Source organism: Streptomyces sp. NPDC002520, assembly GCF_053595235.1.
Genome location: NZ_JBSFXG010000012.1, coordinates 39,100 through 54,959 on the forward strand (window position 1 = coordinate 39,100; position 15,860 = coordinate 54,959).

General features: G+C 67.5%; 13 protein-coding genes and 2 pseudogenes. 3 read left to right on the top strand and 12 right to left on the bottom strand.

The genetic code is table 11. The features are described 5' to 3' along the window. Window positions 1–705 precede the first annotated feature (705 nt). Window positions 706–1,047: a hypothetical protein gene (locus ACWD5D_RS18665; RefSeq protein ID WP_451373796.1), complete on the top strand. Its 342-nt coding sequence runs from the start codon at window positions 706–708 to the stop codon at window positions 1,045–1,047. A gap of 389 nt (window positions 1,048–1,436) precedes the next feature. On the opposite strand, the pseudogene ACWD5D_RS18670 reads toward ACWD5D_RS18665, so the two are convergent. After that, window positions 1,437–2,412 (bottom strand): annotated as a pseudogene (locus ACWD5D_RS18670) (alpha/beta hydrolase). 197 nt (window positions 2,413–2,609) lie between these two features. Beyond that, a complete protein-coding gene (locus tag ACWD5D_RS18675; RefSeq protein WP_451373797.1) occupies window positions 2,610–4,166 on the bottom strand; it encodes an MFS transporter in 1,557 nt (518 codons plus the stop codon). Window positions 4,167–4,291: 125 nt separating this feature from the next. On the opposite strand from ACWD5D_RS18675, the gene ACWD5D_RS18680 reads away from it, so the two are divergent. Together ACWD5D_RS18680 and ACWD5D_RS18685 are read left to right on the top strand one after the other, a co-directional pair. Beyond that, window positions 4,292–4,783: a winged helix-turn-helix transcriptional regulator gene (locus tag ACWD5D_RS18680; protein ID WP_451373798.1), complete on the top strand. Its 492-nt coding sequence runs from the start codon at window positions 4,292–4,294 to the stop codon at window positions 4,781–4,783. Window positions 4,784–5,132: 349 nt separating this feature from the next. Further along, window positions 5,133–6,202, top strand: a pseudogene (locus tag ACWD5D_RS18685) (amidohydrolase family protein); the annotation flags it as partial. A 163-nt stretch (window positions 6,203–6,365) separates the two neighbouring features. On the opposite strand, the gene ACWD5D_RS18690 reads toward ACWD5D_RS18685, so the two are convergent. The 10 genes from ACWD5D_RS18690 to ACWD5D_RS18735 form a co-directional block, all read right to left on the bottom strand. Further along, window positions 6,366–7,229, bottom strand: coding sequence for a helix-turn-helix domain-containing protein (locus tag ACWD5D_RS18690; RefSeq protein ID WP_451373799.1), 864 nt, complete (start codon window positions 7,227–7,229; stop codon window positions 6,366–6,368). Then, on the bottom strand, window positions 7,226–7,642 hold the full coding sequence (locus tag ACWD5D_RS18695) for a malic enzyme-like NAD(P)-binding protein (protein ID WP_451373800.1): 417 nt from the start codon (window positions 7,640–7,642) through the stop codon (window positions 7,226–7,228). Before ACWD5D_RS18695 ends, ACWD5D_RS18690 begins: the two co-directional genes overlap by 4 nt. Before the next feature lie 39 nt (window positions 7,643–7,681). Next, entirely contained in the window at window positions 7,682–8,788 is a 1,107-nt protein-coding gene (locus ACWD5D_RS18700) for an AraC-like ligand-binding domain-containing protein (protein WP_451373801.1), read from the bottom strand. 75 nt (window positions 8,789–8,863) lie between these two features. Beyond that, on the bottom strand, window positions 8,864–10,285 hold the full coding sequence (locus ACWD5D_RS18705; protein ID WP_451373802.1) for an MFS transporter: 1,422 nt from the start codon (window positions 10,283–10,285) through the stop codon (window positions 8,864–8,866). Next, on the bottom strand, window positions 10,278–10,580 hold the full coding sequence (locus tag ACWD5D_RS18710) for a hypothetical protein (RefSeq protein WP_451373803.1): 303 nt from the start codon (window positions 10,578–10,580) through the stop codon (window positions 10,278–10,280). Before ACWD5D_RS18710 ends, ACWD5D_RS18705 begins: the two co-directional genes overlap by 8 nt. 203 nt (window positions 10,581–10,783) lie before the next feature. Beyond that, window positions 10,784–11,473 (bottom strand): MBL fold metallo-hydrolase, encoded by a 690-nt coding sequence (locus tag ACWD5D_RS18715; RefSeq protein ID WP_451373804.1) that lies wholly within the window; start codon window positions 11,471–11,473, stop codon window positions 10,784–10,786. Between the two features lie 106 nt (window positions 11,474–11,579). Continuing rightward, window positions 11,580–12,086, bottom strand: coding sequence for a LeuD/DmdB family oxidoreductase small subunit (locus ACWD5D_RS18720; protein ID WP_451373805.1), 507 nt, complete (start codon window positions 12,084–12,086; stop codon window positions 11,580–11,582). Beyond that, window positions 12,086–13,339, bottom strand: a complete 1,254-nt coding sequence (locus ACWD5D_RS18725) for a 3-isopropylmalate dehydratase large subunit (protein ID WP_451373806.1) — start codon at window positions 13,337–13,339, stop codon at window positions 12,086–12,088. The genes ACWD5D_RS18720 and ACWD5D_RS18725 overlap by 1 nt, the downstream gene beginning before the upstream one ends. Beyond that, entirely contained in the window at window positions 13,339–14,262 is a 924-nt protein-coding gene (locus tag ACWD5D_RS18730; protein WP_451373807.1) for an isocitrate lyase/PEP mutase family protein, read from the bottom strand. Before ACWD5D_RS18730 ends, ACWD5D_RS18725 begins: the two co-directional genes overlap by 1 nt. 40 nt (window positions 14,263–14,302) lie before the next feature. Then, window positions 14,303–15,745 carry an MmgE/PrpD family protein gene (locus ACWD5D_RS18735; RefSeq protein WP_451373808.1) on the bottom strand — a complete coding sequence of 481 codons (1,443 nt, stop codon included), beginning with the start codon at window positions 15,743–15,745 and terminating at the stop codon, window positions 14,303–14,305. Window positions 15,746–15,860 lie beyond the last annotated feature (115 nt).

Here is a 15,860-nt window from a genome sequence, read left to right on the forward strand (position 1 = left end):
AGCAAGTCCACGACGATGTGCTGATCAACTGTCTTGCTTGCCATCAGGGGGCGCGCTGACGCCGTCCGTCCCGGTCATGGCAAACCTGCATGGACCAGTTCACGTGCGTGGACTGTCAGCGCGCCCGACTGCGCCGCCTCAACGGCCTCGCGCCCTCCGCTGTAGAGGTGGAAGGCTGGCAGTCGCCTCCACGAACCGTTGTGCTGGGTACACCGGCGAACTGATCTGCACAGTAGAACCGCCGCGCGGGCAGTGGCTGTCCACGAGTGAAGTTGCGATGGCCTCACAGTGCATGGACGCCGAACCGGCTTGCCAAGGGGTCGCCGGCATGACGAGTCTGTTTCCCGTCCTGCGGCACGTGTAGTGCGCTTTCGGCGTTTTTCGGTGCGCGGACGGGACGCTCGGGTGCCCTGCTGCGGTGGGAGGGGCTGTACTCGTCGATGATCACGACGTGGCGGCAGCGGCGGGACAGAGGTGCCCTGCACACGCTCGCCGGGCCGGCCGGACGGCCGAAGGCGGACCCGCGGGACAGGGAGATCGCGAAGTTCAAGGCGGACATCGACCGCTTGGAGGCCGACCTCACGAAGGCCAGCACGGTCATCGAGGTTCAGGGAGAACTCTCCACGCTGCCCGCCCAGTTCGCCACGGACAGCGCCCCGAACCGGAATGGCGAGAACACCAAGTTTCCGGGCCGGACCCGCGGCCGTGTTCGACGCTGCCCGCGTCCAAGCCCGCGAAGAGCTCACCGAGCTGGTCAAGCGCCTCCGGGCATGCGCGGCGCTCGGTGCGAGCCGGGCCACCTACTACCGGCACCACCGCAGAGCCCCGCCCCGGACCGTTCCCGAGCTGGTCCCCGAGGGCCTGAACCGGGTCTGGAGCTGGGACACCACCAAGCTGAAGGGGCCGGTCGCGGGCGTCTACTACTGCCTCTACACGATCAACGACTTCTTCAGCTGCTACACGGTCGGCTGGATGATCGCCGGCCGGAAGAACAACGGCCTCGCCGAGCGGTTCCTATCCGGGACGGTCGCCAAGTACGGCATCTAATCGGGCCAGTTGACGACCCAATCGGACCGGGGGTCCGCCAATGGTCGCGCAGAACGTAGCCAATCTGATGGCAGGCTTCGAGGTCACCAAGTCCCACTCCCGCCCGAAGACATCGAACGACAAGCCCCACAGCGAGAGTCACCACACCCTGAAATACCGGCACGACTTTCCCGAGCGTTTCGGCTCTCTCGAGGACGCCCGGGCGTGTCGTCGCGTCCTCCGTCGTAGCCCGCGTGTTGTCGGTCCGAGGTGAGATCGTCGAGACCGTCACCAGGTCCGCACGCGCGTCCGTCCACAGCGGGAGAGGCCGGAGATGAGCGCCACCCACCGCACGTGGGGACCCGGTGGGCGGCGCCGACCAACTCCCGTACAGGGCTGCGCCTCTGGTGTCACCAGCCGTGCAGAGCGTCGCGGAGCGTGTCGCCGGCGAGCTTGAGGGCGACGTTGTTGGCGGCGGTGTCCTGCAGGGCTGTCGAACATCATGAAGTCGGGAGCATGCCCAGCACACGGAACGCGGTGACCTGGACCCCGGCGGCGCGCAGCTTCGCGGCGTAGGTCTCGCCTTCGTCGCGAAGCACGTCGGCCTCGTCGGTGATGACCAGGGTCGGCGGCATGGAGGTGAGCTGCTCCATGGAGGCGCCCAGAGGTGAGGCGTGCGGGTCCATGCGCTCGGCCGGGTCGGCGGTGTACTCGCCCCAGAACCGCTGCATGCCCGCGCGGGTGAGGTTGTAGCCCTCGGAGAACTGGAGGTACGAGGGAGTGTCGAAGTCGGCGTCCGTGACCGGGTGGAGCAGCACTTGGCACGCGAGGGTCAGCTCGTCGCGCTCGGCGTTCATCATCGCGCAGGCGGTCGACATGTTGTCGCCGACCGAGTCGCCGCACACCGCCACCGTCTCCGGGTCCAGCTTCCTGGCTCCGCCGTGGTCCTTGAGCCACTGGCCGACGGCGTAGTTCTGCTCGATCTGGGTGGGGAACTTGGCTTCGGGCGCCCGAGGGTAGACGGGGAACACCGCGGCGGCGATGGTGCGCACGGCCAGTTCGCGGACCAGGCGGTCGTGGGTGTTCCCGTCACCGAAGGCCCAGCCGGCGCCCGTGGATGTAGACGAACACTGGCAGGACGCCGATGGCGCCCTTCGGGCGGATGATGCGGGTCGGCACCATGCCGTACACGCCGGCGTCGATGTCGAGCCACTCCTCGTCGACGGCAGGCTTGTCGACGCACTCGCCCGTCTGCAGCCCCGCCAGCGCGTCGCGCCGTTCGCCGGGGGGGATCTCATAGGTGCGGGCGTGCGGTTCGGTGGCCTTCGCCAGATCGATGGCGGCCGCCTCCAGGACGGGGTCGGCGGGACGAGAGGTCGTGACCATCGGGGGCCTCCTCAGGTCCTCAGGTGGAGTGAGCGGCAACCAGTAACGATCCGCCGCGCCACGGTCCTCGCCGTCCCCGGCGTGGAGTCCGTGCTCGACAGGCGGGAGAAGGTACCGAACGGGTGACCTACGCCGCCCACCGCACGTGGGGGTCCGATGGGCGGCGCCGCCACCAGCTACCAGAGGTGGGACTGAAGTCAGCCCTGGTGCGGGCGATTGCGAACGAGCGTCGCTGCCAGGACCGCCGCGCACAGGAACGCCACCGCGGTGGCGAGCAGTCCGGCGTGGACGCCCGAAGTGAAGGCGTCACCGACGGCTGCGGTGACAGCCGGCGGCGCGGACCCCTGAGCGGCGCCGCCAGCGACCGCATGCTCGACCGCGGGCCAGAGAGTCGAGGGGACCTGGTGCGCCTGAAGTTCTCCCGGGAGGTGGGAAGTCAGGTTGCTCACGAGCAGCGTTCCGAGCAGTGAGGTCCCCAGGACCGAGCCGAGCTGGCGGGCGGCGTTCACGGCTCCGGAGGCCATGCCGGCCCGTTCGTGCGACACGCTGACCAACGCGGCGGCGGTGCTCGGCGCCGCCACGAATCCGCAGCCGGCGCCGAAGAGGGCGTAGAGCCACCAGACGTGCGCGTAGGGCGTGTCGGCGTGCTGGGCGGTGAGTCCGAGGGCCGCCCCGGCGGCTAGGAGCAGCCCGACGGTCAGCGGCAGCTTGAAGCCCGTGCGCCGGATCACCGGGCCGACCACGTACGCGGTGACGATGTAGAGGCCGAAGAAGGGCAGCATGCGCCACCCCACGTCCAGCGCGGACAGGTGCTGGACGCGCTCGAAGTAGAGGACCGACACGATGGCCACGCCGCTGTATCCGAACAGTGCGACGGCTGCGATGACCATGACGGAGCTGAAGGAGGGCGACCGGAACAGGCTGATGTCCAGCATCGGGGTGTGGGCCGCGCGTTCGGCGAGGACGAAGCCGACGAGCCCCACGGCGGCGAGGGACCAGGCGGCGTCGATCCGCGGACTCGTGTAGCCGTCCTGGCCGCCTTGGATCAGGGCGTAGACAAGAGCAGCTATGCCGAAGGCGCCAAGGAGCTGTCCGGGGATGTCCAGTCTGCCGCCGGGGCTGCGCGACTCGTTGACGAACAGCCCGACGACGAAGGTCAGAGCTGCGACCACGACCGTGGACAGGAAGACGGCGTTCCAGTGGAAGTGGGCGAGCAGGAGTCCGGCGAGCACGGGTCCGACGGCGAGGCCGATTCCGGACGAGGCCGCCCAGGCGGTGACCGCCTCGGTGCGCCGGTGTGGGTCGGGGAAGGCCACTCCCAGGATGGCCAGGCTGTTGGGCAGGATAAGTGCGCCACCGACGCCGGAGACGAGCTGTCCCGCGATGACCGTCCCGGTGGAGCCTGCGCAGTACACCGTGAACGATCCGGCGGCCATGATCAGAGCGCCTGTCAGGAAGATGCGCTTGCGTCCGTAGAGGTTCCCCAGGGTGCCGGCGGACATGACCAGGCTGGCCACCAGCAGGGTGTAAGCGGACGGGATCCAGACCAGGCCGGTCGGGGACACGTGCAAGTCGTCCTGGATGGCCGACAGGGCGGACACCGACGAGGTGATCAGCAGGAACGTCGTCATGCTGCCGAGGCACATGGCCACGAGCGTGAGCACGCCGCCGGCGTGACGGCCGGCCTGACGGCCGTCACGGGCATGGACGTCCGGGGGGATGACGGTGCCCTGCGAGGGGGCTGAGTGAGACATGAGGGCAGGTTCCTTGCGGAGTGGCAGTAGGGCCGCCGACGGGCATCTGACTAAAGTAAATCGAAGTCAGCCATGACCATAACGGCTAACTTCGGTTTGCGGTAGTCAGGGTCTAGACTGTGGCCATGCTCGATCTCCTGAAGGACCGCCATGCCTGGTCGATGGCCAACTGCTCGGTGGCGCGCACCCTCGAGGTCGTCGGCACCAGATCGGCCCTGCTGATCATGCGCGAGGCGTTCCTGGGCACCCGCCGGTTCGACGACTTCGCACACCGGGTGGGGATCGGCGAACCGACCGCGGCGGCACGCCTCAAGGAGCTGACGGCCGAGGGGCTGCTGGAGCGGGTCCCCTATCGCAAGCCCGGTCAGCGCACGCGCTACGAGTACCAGTTGACGGCCAAGGGGCAGGCTCTGCTCCCCGTGCTCGTCGCCCTGCGGGACTGGGGAGACGCCTGGGCGGCCGATGAGCAGGGTCCCCCCTGGACCGCCCGACACCGGGACTGCGGGGCCCCGGTCCGTGCGGTGCTGCGCTGCGAGAGCGGCCACGACGTTCAACCAGGGGATTCGATCCCGACCCCAGGGCCGGGCCTGATCCTCACCGACCCGGCGGGCGACTGACCGCCGCCGAACCAACCGCAAGACCGGCAAGACCACCGTCAAAACGGTCTACGTCGTCACCAGCCCGACCGCCGCGCAGGCCACTTCGGTCCTGCTCGCCCAACTCGTCTGGAACCACGGGACGATCGAGGCCCTGCTCCATGTCCGCGACACTACCTTCGCCGAGGACGCGTACAGGCCCCCCGCGATGGCCGCCTGACGCATCCTTGCCATCGGAGCCCTCCGAGCAACCGGAACGAACATCGCAGACGGCCTCCGCCGCAACGTCCGCGACCTCCCTCGTTCCCACACACTCCTCGCCCCGGAATGATCACGAACCGGGCGTGATGAGACTGCGCCAAAGCCCTGGTTCGGACTGACCTCGGCGATCGACGCCGCCGGCGGCTTCCAGAATTTCCCCGGCACTACAGCACCGTCATCGAGCTTGCGAGGGCAGGGCAGTTGTCGCTGCGCATCGCCTATCGCCTCTTCTCGCAGACGGCGGGACAGGAAATAGCCCACCTGACCTGCTGGATCGAGATGGCGAGCCCTCTGGACGGGGACAAGTGGCTCCGCCTCAACGGCGCAGGCGATCACCGCACCGGAGCGGCTGGGGATGCCGGCTGCACGACACGTACGACGAGGCCATCTTCCGGGACCTCGCGGTGTTCGAGAAACTGGCCGCCGAAGGGCTTTTCCCGGACGGTAACTGCTGGTTGTTCGACCACGCGGAGGCCGCGGCCACGGTGAGCCTCGACCGCGTCGCCACGCTCGTCGGTGCCATATCCGTACAGAGCAGGCTGGCCTTCCAAGGGCGATGCGTTCATGCGCCGCTACGGCATCTGCGCCGCCGCGGACTTCCCGCCGATCCGCAAGATGCTGGAGTGCGGCCTGACCGTGGCCGCTGGCACCGACGACACCCGTGTGTCCACCTACAGTCCCTGGGGCGCCCTGCACTGGCTGGTGAGCGGCCGCAGCATCAGTGACATCCTGCTACGCCCGCGGAGCAACCGTGTCGACCGGCAGACCGCGCTGACGACGTTCACCCGCGCCGGCGCCGAACTGACCGGTGAGGAGAACGTCAACGGCCTCCTGCCCCGGAGTGTTACGCGGATCTCGCGATCCTGTCCGAGGACTACTTCACCCGTGCCCGAGCCGGAGATCGCGCACATCGAATCGCTGCTCACGGTCACCGGCGGCCGAATCGCCTGCACGGTCGGCGAGTACGAAGGTCCCGACAAGGAGCTCCCTCCCGTCAGCCCCGCCCGGAGGCCGGTGGCGCACTTCGGCGGCTACCAGACATCACGGCCGCACCACGCGGGCGGGCGCCAAGCGGAGTTGCTCGGCAAGGCGGTCGCCGAGTCGGAGCAGCACCGCACGTGGCGCAAACGGCGCTGCCTGTTCCCGGAAACCACCGACACACCCTTCGACCCCTGTTTCCCTCGCGAGGACTCCCGGGAGGGGGGCATGACCACGGGTCCGCCCGCCTCCCGGGACACCGCATAAGCCGGATTCCATGGAGAAGTATCCGGTCGTGCGCGCCACGGCAGCATGGTGTCCCGATCAACGCCATTCGGAATCGCCCGAAGCTCGCTGCCGAGGGTTATGACATCTGCGCGTCGCGCCAGTCGCTGGGAGACATCCCATAGGCGGCCCGGAACAGTCGGCTGAAGTGGGTGGCACTGGTGAAGCCCCACCTGTGTGCCACTGCGGAAATGGTAAGATTTGCGGCCCCCCTCTGAGTCAGATCCCGCCGGCACCCTTCGAGACGGCGGCTTTGAATCCAGCGCCTGACAGTGCTCTCCTCGCCTTCGAAGATTCTGTGCAAATATCGAAGGGAAATGTGGTGCGCATCAGCGATGACTTCAGGCGTCAGATCAGGATCGGTAAGGTGTCGCCTGATAAACGCCTGGATCCGCAGCAACATCGCCGCCTCGCCTCTCGGCGACCTCCCGGCGGTCTCGCCCAGTCGTTCATCGGCCAGAACAGACAGCAGGTCCGCTACTTTGCGGGCCAGCAATTCACCTGTATGCGGCCGATACGATCCAGCGGTGTCCGCAAGCTGGGACAGAAGCACGGAAAGCAGTCCACCGAGTGCCGTGTCGGCACCCAAGGGCGAAGCCGTGATCTGCCGGAGGACCGGCTCGCTGAGACCGTGAATCTGCCGTGGCAGTATGAGAGATTTCGTCTGGAAGTGTTCAGGAAACATCAGCCGGAACGGTCGGGTCGTGTCGTAGATGAAGATTTCACCGGACCGCAGGGCTACGTCGCGGGTGTCCTGCTCGAGCCGTGCGACTCCCCTGTCCAGCAGGTTCACGACTACATAGTCGTCGTCACCTTGCCCCATGAGCCGTCGCGTGCGCAGGGCCACCAGCGGATCGCCTTCGATCGTGGCGATCTGGAGTCGGCCCATCGGCGACTTGCGCACCGTTCCGGAATACGCCTCTTCGGGAACCGACAATTTCATGCCGAGAGTCCGGGACAGGGCCTCGCTCCAGTAGTCCCATGGGTGACAACTAGACATCGTACCCGCAGCTGGCAGGTTGCTATTGGAGCGATATCCCTCAGACCGCGGCGTATATGGTGACATGTTTCGGCCTTTCCACATGAACAGAGGTGTCTTTGAGTCATTGACGGTCGTGCAGAAGGTGCTGAACTGGCCGAACAGTGTCCGCAGGCATGGCATCGACTCGCGGTTGCCGGGTCCGAGAGTGGGAAAATGATCGGGCGCTCGGTGCCCGCGGCCATGGTCTCGATGACGTCCTGGGTAAAGGCGCCTGCCACGGTCGACGTTCCGAGCAGCATGGTGGGCTCGACATGGCGTACGGTTTCGAGTAAGGAGATGTCGTGTCGCTGGAAGCAGCGCAGGTTCGTTCTCATGTCCGAGCCCTCACTCCGACGCCGTGACAAACGCCCGGATCAGGTGGGAACTGGTACACCACTTCCTTGGACGCAACCAGACAGGTTGGCGGGCTGAGGGAGCAACACCGTCGCTGCGTCATGGGCCCTTGGCACTGCGCTCGGCAGCGGAGGCGCCTGTGCCACGGGGTCCCGCCACTCAGCCGGGGACATCCCATAGGTGGACCGGAACACCCGGCTGAAGTGCACTGCGCTGGTGAAACCCCACGCGTGGGCCACTGCGGCGATGGTCCTGTCCGCCGAGGCTCGACGAGCCAGCTCACGTCTGCACTCCTGCAGCCGGCGCTGCTGGACCCAACGGGCGACGGTTACACCTTCGGCCTCGAAAAGGCGGTGCAGGTAGCGCACGGAGATGTAGTGCGCCTTGGCGATGGTTTGCGGTGTCAGGTCGGAGTCCGCGAGGTGCCGGTCGATGAAGGCCTGGACCTGCGTCAGCAACACCCGCGTCGCATGGGGCGCGTCACCTGCCTCGTCGTGAAGTCGCTCCCCGACAAGGACGGTGAGAAGGTCGACCACGTGGCGAGCCACTACCTCTCCGGTAGCCGTCCGGTACGTCGCCGCCGTGTCCACGAATTGAGTCAGAACGGGTGAAAGGAGTGAACCCAAGGTTGTGTCAGGGCGGATGGCCCTTGCCGTAAGCCGTCGCAGGTTGGACTCCCCCAGGCCCAGGAGGCTGCGCGGCAGGACAAGGGACTTCGTCTGGAACGCGGAGCGGAATTCCATCTGCATCGGGCGTGCCATGTCGCAGAAGACGATCTCCCCGGGACGCAGGTCGACCTGGCGGGCGTCCTGCTCCACCCGGACGGCGCCCCTGACCAGGAGCTTGACCACCAGGTGCTGGTCCTGATCTTGCGTGATCAGTCGTGGAGTTCGCCGCGCGTACAGGAGATCGCCCTTCACCGTGGCAACCTGCAGATGGCCCAGTCGGGACGTGCGGACGGTTCCCGAACAGACCTCGCCCGGGACGACAAGGTCCACCGGGGCGAACGCATGAGACAGGGCTCTGCGCCAGTAACTCCCTCTTTGATCGCTAGGCACGGACTCTATGGTGTAAAGGGTGCTCGAGACCTGCTTCCCGGGTTCCGCTGTCGATGCGTCCGGCGACATGTTCCGTGCCCTTCAGTCGCTGTGGTCCATGGACACCGTGCCACCGGTGTGAGAGGAGCACATCGCGTGAATCCTCTATGCCTGTCGCTCGTGCCCGGCAGGGGCGGCCGAGAGGCGGTGCAAGCTTCGGTCGAAGACGGTGATGAGGAGATAGAGAATTGCGGCGCCCAGCATGAACCAGGCCAGGTGGTGCATGCCGGAGGTACTGGCATGCCGTCCGAAGGACAAGGCGGTCGCGGAGGAGGCGACTATCGAGCCGAGATAGGAGAAGGTCCGTAGCAGGCCGGCGGACGATCCTGTGCGCTGAGGATCGGCCTGGAAGTACACGGAGTTTTGCAGGGCCAGGCTGTTGGCCCCCTGGGGCACGCCGTAAATGACGCCAAGGACGAGCAGCAGCCACACAGGGCTGGCGGCGGTGAGGGTCAGCATCAGTACGCAGGCGGCGATCTGGCCGACGGAGCCGAGCATCAGCTTTCCGAAGACTCCACTGTGGCGGCCGACGGTGACGGAGACGGCGATCCCCACGAGGAACAGCGGGATCTGCACGAGCCCGGCGCGGACGGGCGAGAGCCCGTAGCCCTCCTCCGTCCATTGGGTGAACCCGTAAAGGAAGGCGTAGGAGACGACGTAGGCCACCAACGCTCGTCCGTAGGTGGCCAGCAGCGGTGCGTTGCCGCTGAGCACCCTCAGGTCGATGAACGGCACCCTGGCGCGCAACTCCCGCACAGCGAAGCAGGTTCCGGCCGCGATGGTGATCAGCAGCAGATACCAGGAGCTCGCGTGCAGGTTCATCAGGAACAGCAGAAGCGAGAACAACATGACCGCGAAAAGGCCCATGCCCGGCAGATCGATCTGTGCGGCCGGACCGCCCCGGACCACCGTGCCCCCGCTCGGCTGCTTGGGCAGGCGCAGAGCGCCGAGGGTGACCGCGACCACGGCCAGGGGGATGTTGAGCGCGAAAGTGGGGCGCCAACCGCCCACCCCGATCAGCAGGCCACCCAGTAGAGGGCCGATCACTGCGATGGTCTGGTTGGCGACCGCCAGAGCGGTCAGCACTCCCGCTGGGCTGTCCTGGCCGGTCCGCTCGGCCTCGCTGCGCAGCAGCGCCATGGCGGCGGGGTAGCCGGCGCACGTCCCCCAGCCAAGCAGGACTCGGGCCGCGATCAGAACCCCGAGGCCGGGGGCCAAGGTGCCGACGAGACCGGCGACGCCGACGAGCGTGGTGCTGATGAGGAAGAGGCGGCGCGGTCCGAAGATGTCGATCAGTCGTCCGACGATCGGCTGCCCGAGGGCGGTGGCCAGGTAGAGGGAGGAAACCAGCCAGGCCGTCTCCGACGGCGGTGCCCCGAACGCGGTGCCGATGGGCACGAGCGCAACCGCGATGACGGTGGAGTTGATGGGGTTCAGTATCGAGCCCAGCACCATCGAGGGGACGAGCCGACAGTCGAAGCCCGCCTTCTGGGTGTCGCCGCGAGTCGCGGTTTTCTGGTCAGTCATGGACGAGTCGCTCCAGTATGGCCATGGCCGCAATGACGGTCTGGCGCTCTTCTTCGGTGCACTTCCGTTCCAGTTCGGTGGCGAGCCATACGCTGCGGGCCTGGCTGGCCGCATAGGCTGACCGGCGCCCCTCGGCGGTGAGCGCGCTCAGCAGGCGGCGACCGGTGCCGGGGTCGCGGCGCCGTTCGATCAGACGCAGGTCCGCCAAAGTGGCGACCACGGTCCTCGTCGACTGGTGACGCACGTCCCTGACAGCGGCGAGATTCTTGTCCGTGAGCCCTTCGTTGTCGGTCAAGATTCGTTCCTCCAGAATGCTGCGGAACGCCGACGTGGACGTCCCACGGTCGTGTTTCTTCGGTCAGGTGCAGGCCGTACAACGCCCTGCGTCTCCCAGATGGCGAGGTGTTGGCGTCCCTGCTCCACACAGCAAGCAGCCGAGGTCCGCAAGGCGCCGGCCGGCCTGGATCAGGCGTTGCCCAGGTCGTGGTCCACGTCGGATCACGCGGCGAGGTCACTCAGGAACTGCTGAAAGACGGTGACGTCCGCACCCGTCAGTGCAGCTCCGTGGGCAAAGCCGACGGCCTGGAGTTCATGCGGCAGTTTGGTGAGGCTGCCGGAGCGCAGGGCTGGGTCGGCGGCCAAAGCGGAAGGCCCGAGGGCGAGTTTGCCTCGGTTGAAGACGGCGTCGCCCATGAGCGCGGTGCCGCTGGGCTCGTGCACCAGCACGATGTGTCCCGGCGTGTGCCCCGGGGTGTGTACGACACGCACACCGTTCGAGCCTTCGATGAGGTCGCCGTCGGCAAGGGTTCCGTCCGCTGCCAAAGGTGTCCAGTGAAGCTTGGGCAGCCGGTCGATGATGCGGCCGACGAGCCCAGACCGGCCCTCGGCGGGAACCCGACCGGCTTCGAGCCAGGGGAGGTCGGAACTGTGGATCAGGACTTCGGCACCGGTGCGGTCGCGGAGTTCGGACGCGCCTTGTACGTGGTCGGGGTGTGCGTGGGTGATGACGATGCGGCGGATGGCGTTCGGCTTGTGGCCCAGCTCCCCGACGGTTTCGAGAATGGCGCCAGGGGCCTTGGCCCAACCGACGTCGACAAGGGTGTAACCGTCGTCTCCGGCAATGAGGAAGGCATTGTCGCGGCTGCTTGTGGCAATGCGCGTGATGCCGGGAGCAATGTCCTGGTGCATGAGGGTGTCCTTGGTGTGACGGGGTGGCGAGGAGCCGAGGGATGGATCGGCGGCGGGCGTCGCCCGCGTCGCAGAGGGTCGCGGGCGCCGCCAACCGCTCGGTGCTTCAGCTGGATATGGGTATGTAGCCCTCGCGTGCCAGCTTGGGCAGGATGCCGCCGGCCGCGAGGATGTCGAGGACGAGGGGCGGCAGCGCACCGCCGGCCAGACGGTGACCGGATGCGGTGTTCTCGACCCAGCCCTCGGCGAAGTCGAGGCGCATGGTGTCGCCGTCGGAGAAGGCCTTACGGACGCCGGGAACAGTCAGCGCGGGTAGTCCGTGGTTGATGCAGTTGCGCCGGAACAGGGAGTTGAACTCCTCGGCCACCAGGGCCGCGACACCGAGTTCGCCGAAGAGTGCGGCGACAGGGCGTGAGGAGCCGAGGCCGAAGTTGCGTCCCGCCACCACTATGTCGCCGGGGGCAACCTGGGCGGTCCAGCCTGGGCGGAGCTCGTAGAAGATGTGCCGGGCGGCTTCGGGAACGGGCAGTTTCATGGCGAAGGCCGGATACATGGCGTCGGTGGTGACGGAATCACCGACGACCCAGACCCTGCCTGTGATGCGGGTGTCCATCAGTTGAGTTCCCCTCGTGGGTCGGTGACATGGCCGGCCAGGGCCGAGGCGGCGACAGTGGCCGGGGAAGCCATGTAGATCTCGGCCCCGGGGCTGCCCATACGGCCGGTGAAGTTGCGGGTGGACGAGGTCAGACAGACTTCCCCGGGAGCGAGGAGACCCATGTGGTAGCCGAAGCAGGCCCCACAGGTGGAGTTGGTGACCACGGCACCCGCGTCGGCGAGATCCTGCAGATAGCCGGCCCTCATAGCCTCCCGGTAGACCTGCTGCGAGGCAGGGGTGACCAGGAGGCGGACACCCGGCGCGACCTTGCGGCCGCGGACGATCTCGGCGGCGGTCCTCAGGTCCTCCAGCTGGCCGTTGGCGCAGGAGCCGATGAAGCACTGGTTGACCGGGCGCTTCTCGATCGCCGAGACCGGGAGCGCGTTGTTGCTGACGGTGCCAGGCCGGGCGACGTACGGCTCCAGCGTGGACAGGTCGACGGTGCGCACAGCGGCATAGGAGGCATCGGGGTCGGCATCGGCCGCTTCGTAGGACTCTTCTGAGGCTCCGTGTTCCGCGAGGAAGGAACGGGCGAGGTCGTCGATGGGGAAGGTGGAGAAGTCCGCGGAGATCTCGGCGCCCTGGGTGGCAATGGTGCGGCGGTCGTTCATCGGGATCGAGGCCAGTCCCGGACCGCCGTACTCGAGGTTGTGGTTGGTGGCGTCGCCCCAGGTTCCGGCGATGTGCAGGAAGATGTCCTTGCCGGACACGGCGGCGGGCTTGGTCCCTGCGAACTCGTAGCGGATGGTCGGTGCGGCCTCGAACCACGTCTTGCCGGTGCACAGGATCGCGTAGACCTCCGCAGGACCGAGCCCGCGAGCGGCGTTGTTGTACGCGCCGGCCGCACACGTGTGGGAGTCGGTGCAGGCGAGGATCTCGCCGGGGCGGGCGAGGCCGTTCTCGGCTATCACCTGGTGACAGATGCCGTGCTGACCGACGTCGTAGAACTTCTCGATGGCGAAGTCGCGGGCGAAGCCACGGGCGTGGGTGCCGCCTATGGCGTCGTGGACGTTGGGCGCGGGCACGGCGTGGTCCATGATGACCGCGACCTTGTCGGGATCATGGATCTTCAGAGGCTGCACCCAGCTGGTGGCGAACTGCAGGTCGATCATGACGGTCATGTCGACGTCGCACACCACGGTGTCGCCCGGCGCGACATGGTCCAGGCCCGCCTTGCGGGCGAGGATCTTGTCGATCATGGTCATGCCCATCAGGCACCGTCCTTCTCATGGTCGCGGTAGCTCTCGCCGACGGCGGCCCAGTCGCGCAGGCCGACGAGTTCGAAGAGGCCCTGCGGCCCGGCGGTAACCTCGGGCAGGGTGCCGCCAAGGCGGGCGAGGGCTTCCAGGCCGTGCAGGGCGTAGGGCGCGAGAAGCGCCCCGGGGTGGATGGCGATGCGGTAGCCGAGCGCGGCGAGCTTGTCGTGAGCGGTGTCGGGGGTCAAACCGCCCTGCACCATGTTGATCAGCAAAGGCGCTTCGACGGACCCTGCGATGCGCTCGATCTCGTCGAGGCTTTCGGGAGCCTCGACGAAGATGACGTCAGCTCCGGCTCGGGCGTACTGGTTGGCCCGCTCTATGGCGGCTTCGAGGCCCAGTGGTGCGCGGGCGTCGGTGCGGGCGATGATCACGGTGTCCGGGTCGCGACGTGCTTCCAGCGCCGCCGTGAGTTTGGTGACGAACTCCTGCGCCGGGATGAGTTCCTTGTCGGGCAGGTGCCCGCACTTCTTCGGGAAGGCCTGGTCCTCCAACTGGATCGCCGCGACACCGGCCTTCTCGTACTCCTGGACGGTCCGGACCACGTTGATCGGAGCGCCGTATCCGGTGTCCGCATCGGCGATCAGCGGCACGTCGCCGAGGGCGGCGACGACGATGCGGGCGCGCTCCGTCATCTCGCTCTGGGTGAGCAGACCGATGTCCGGCAGTCCGAATCCGGCGACCGCAACACCGGCGCCCGTGAGGTAGGCGGCGGTGAATCCGGTGCGGGCGACGAGCGCGGCGCTGAGGCCGTCGTACACGCCTGGGGCGGTGATCAGGCCGTCCTCCAGGAGTGCGCGCAGACGACTGGCCGGGGTGGCCGGCCGGGACGGCGTCCCCTGGCGGGGTGATGATGGCTGCGTGGGATGCGTAGGCATGGTTCTTCCTCTTCTGGGTTGGGGTGGGTGGGGTGGGGTGTCAGTCGAGCGCCCCGCGAACCGGAGGGGCCAGCAGTTCGACCAGCGCGGTGAGGTCGGTCTGCTCCTCGAGGTTGAGGACGATTTGCTCGATCTTGGCTGAGCGCGCGACGTCGACCACACGGGACGTCAGGGCGCGGAACTTGGCGCGGATCTCAGCGTTGGTGAGCGGGTCGTTGGGCCCGCCATGGGGCTGGTTGAGCGCTGAGGTGAGGATCGTGCCGTCGCGAAGGGTGAGGGTGACGCGGGTGTTGTAGCCCGGTTCCTCCCAGGAGGCGTCCTGGGCTTTGTTCTCCCGGACCACCGTGGTGCGTGCGATCAATTCCCAGACGTCGTCCGCGTTGATGCGCTCATCGTGGAACTGTTCCGGTCGGACGTGGCCGTCGAGCAGGGCGACAGCCACGGCGTAGCCGATGTTCATCTGAGCGCCTATGGCGGTCAGGGGCCGCTCCGGCTGCCACCAGCCGTGGTGGTAGATGGCGTCGGGGACGGCGATGGTGATCGTCTCGATGTCCTGCGGAGCGAGCCGACCGGAGGCGAGTCCGAGGGCGGCGTCGATGGCAGGGTGCAGACCTCCCATCGCGGCATGGATCTTGACCGTGATCTCGTCGGTCATCCACCGCTCGCCGAGCCCTGCGGTGATCTGTGCGACATCCGGGTCGTGCCCCTCGCCGAACGTCGACAGGAAGCCACCGTAAGGACGCTCGAACACCTGCTTGATCCCGGTGTAGCCGACCGCCGCGAGGCCCGCGGCGTAGTAGCCGTTCCTGGAGGCGAAGCCATGGTGCATGCGCTTGGACATGGCCTCGTACTGCGCGGCCATGAGTCCGCCGGACTGCGTCGCGGCCAGGCCCAGGGCGTCCTCCATGGCGGCAGCGTCCAGACCGCGCAATATGCCGGAGGCAGCGGCTGCGGCGTGCGTGCCGAAGACCGAACCCGAGTGCCAGCCACGCGACAGCATCTGGGACCCGTGCAGGGCGAATCCGACGCGGGGGCCGACCTCGAAGCCGAGGACGGTGGCACGCAGGAACTCGGCTCCGGAGACCTTTTCCATCTGGGAAGCGGTGGACAGCAGAGCGGGCAGCACGAGCGAGGCGCTGTGCAGGGGCGCCCGGGGGAAGTAGTCATCCAGCTCGAATCCCTGGATGAAGGTGCCGTTGAGCACTGCCGCGGCGGCCGCGCTGGTCGCGAGTCCGCAGCCGATCACCGGAGTCGTGCCGGTCCCCTCCAGGCGGAGAACGCCTTCGACGGCGACGCGTGACCAGGGCAGCTGGGCACCGATCAGAGCGCAGCCCAGTCCGTCCAGCACGAGGTGGGATGCCCGTTCACGCACTGTGGTGGGGATCTCCTCCAGAGACGTTCCGGTGAGCCAGGTTGCGAGCTGACCGGTGGGGCCGCCGGGGGCACTGGGCGGCCGGCCTGTTGACAGCGTCGGTGCGGTCACCGCGCTCACCTCCATTGGGTTGGGTCCGAAGCGGGTTGAACGGCGGCTCCGCGTCGCCTCCCCGACTACATTAGAATTTATAACATCTAATTTTGAAGGCTGGGTAGGATGGCCA

Excerpts from the sequence above, each read along its gene's own strand:
- ACWD5D_RS18695 (WP_451373800.1), bottom strand. The coding sequence starts at position 7,642 with ATGAGAACGAACCTGCGCTGCTTCCAGCGACACGACATCTCCTTACTC.
- ACWD5D_RS18690 (WP_451373799.1), bottom strand. The coding sequence starts at position 7,229 with ATGAAATTGTCGGTTCCCGAAGAGGCGTATTCCGGAACGGTGCGCAAG.
- ACWD5D_RS18725 (WP_451373806.1), bottom strand. The coding sequence starts at position 13,339 with ATGGGCATGACCATGATCGACAAGATCCTCGCCCGCAAGGCGGGCCTG.
- ACWD5D_RS18700 (WP_451373801.1), bottom strand. The coding sequence starts at position 8,788 with ATGTCGCCGGACGCATCGACAGCGGAACCCGGGAAGCAGGTCTCGAGC.
- ACWD5D_RS18715 (WP_451373804.1), bottom strand. The coding sequence starts at position 11,473 with ATGCACCAGGACATTGCTCCCGGCATCACGCGCATTGCCACAAGCAGC.
- ACWD5D_RS18680 (WP_451373798.1), top strand. The coding sequence starts at position 4,292 with ATGCTCGATCTCCTGAAGGACCGCCATGCCTGGTCGATGGCCAACTGC.
- ACWD5D_RS18705 (WP_451373802.1), bottom strand. The coding sequence starts at position 10,285 with ATGACTGACCAGAAAACCGCGACTCGCGGCGACACCCAGAAGGCGGGC.
- ACWD5D_RS18675 (WP_451373797.1), bottom strand. The coding sequence starts at position 4,166 with ATGTCTCACTCAGCCCCCTCGCAGGGCACCGTCATCCCCCCGGACGTC.
- ACWD5D_RS18730 (WP_451373807.1), bottom strand. The coding sequence starts at position 14,262 with ATGCCTACGCATCCCACGCAGCCATCATCACCCCGCCAGGGGACGCCG.
- ACWD5D_RS18720 (WP_451373805.1), bottom strand. The coding sequence starts at position 12,086 with ATGGACACCCGCATCACAGGCAGGGTCTGGGTCGTCGGTGATTCCGTC.